The organism is Synechococcus sp. H55.2 (assembly GCF_047462495.1).
Lineage (GTDB): Bacteria > Cyanobacteriota > Cyanobacteriia > Thermostichales > Thermostichaceae > Thermostichus.
This window is the reverse complement of record NZ_JANSJH010000201.1, coordinates 1-1,010: the sequence shown is the minus strand read 5'-3', so window position 1 is coordinate 1,010 and position 1,010 is coordinate 1. Positions and strand designations below refer to the sequence as shown.

The 1,010-nt window shown below is 48.9% G+C and carries 1 protein-coding gene and 1 pseudogene; both read left to right on the top strand.

What is annotated here, in order from left to right; translation table 11 throughout:
- Positions 1-198: hypothetical protein (locus NW844_RS12910; RefSeq protein ID WP_414336227.1), on the top strand; the 198-nt coding region annotated here is incomplete at its 5' end.
- Positions 188-1,010 (top strand): annotated as a pseudogene (locus NW844_RS12905) (glycosyl transferase family 1); the annotation flags it as partial. The gene NW844_RS12910 and the pseudogene NW844_RS12905, both read left to right, overlap by 11 nt.

The following is a 1,010-nucleotide window of genomic DNA, read 5'->3' as shown; positions in this document are numbered from 1 at the left end:
CTCAAGGGCATCAAGGTTATCTATGTGGAGTTTGGCTCGGAGCAAGACCGCAAGCAGATTGACCAGATGCTGGATCCGTCTCACATGATCTGGCAGGGGGAGATTTTTCAAGGCAGCTATGGCTGTCTCTGTTATCTGAGTAGGGCTGCGCTCAGAAAAGGAGCTGACCAAAGTGGAAGAACGAGCCATGGAGCATAGCAAGACTGAATCCCTAGAGCCCTATATTCTCCTAAGCTGGCCAACTGGGGCAGATTACATTCCGCCTCCTGTTTTCTCAAATCGACAAGTGACCTTGTGTCCAGAAGGAAGAGCGAAAGGGTGGGGCTTCAATTTTTGTAGCATTCCTAAAGGCTTGATTGAGTGCCCTCAGAGAGATTATGACCTCTACGAGTTCGTACAGCGAACAGATCAAATCGAAGATAAAGAGTTTGATCTAGTCATAGTTTGGACTGCTAGCATCGAGCATAGCAACCCTTTCAACACCAAGAAGTTCGGCTGCCCAACTGTCCTGCTGGCTGGAGACACCCATCATCATGAGTTCCCTGTCACTTACCTTTTGACCTACTGGGCTACTGAAGGCTTTGATTATGTAGCTACTGCCTACACTCGCCAGCACCTCCACTGGTTTTCTGCAGCGGGAGCCAGAGATTTAGCGTGGCTGCCCTTGATCTCGATGCGCACTGTCACTCACGATTGGTCGGCAACGAGAGAAAGCAGAGTTGTGTTCGTAGGACAGTTGAACTCCATTAGCATGCCATCGAGATCCCTTTTTTTCAAAACTACCCTTCATCCTAGACGCTGTCGACTGGCTCAACTTTTGAGAAAAGCGAATTTACCCTTTCTTGCCCAAACTGCTAATCGAGAGGAAGCAGCTCGTCTGTTTGCTACTTCTTTGATTTCCTTCAACTGCAGTGCAAACGCAGATCTCAATCTTCGCAACCTGGAAGTGATCTCAGCAGGTGGCTTTTTGTTGACGGACAGTCTTTCTTTTGCCTCGGGCTTCGACGAGC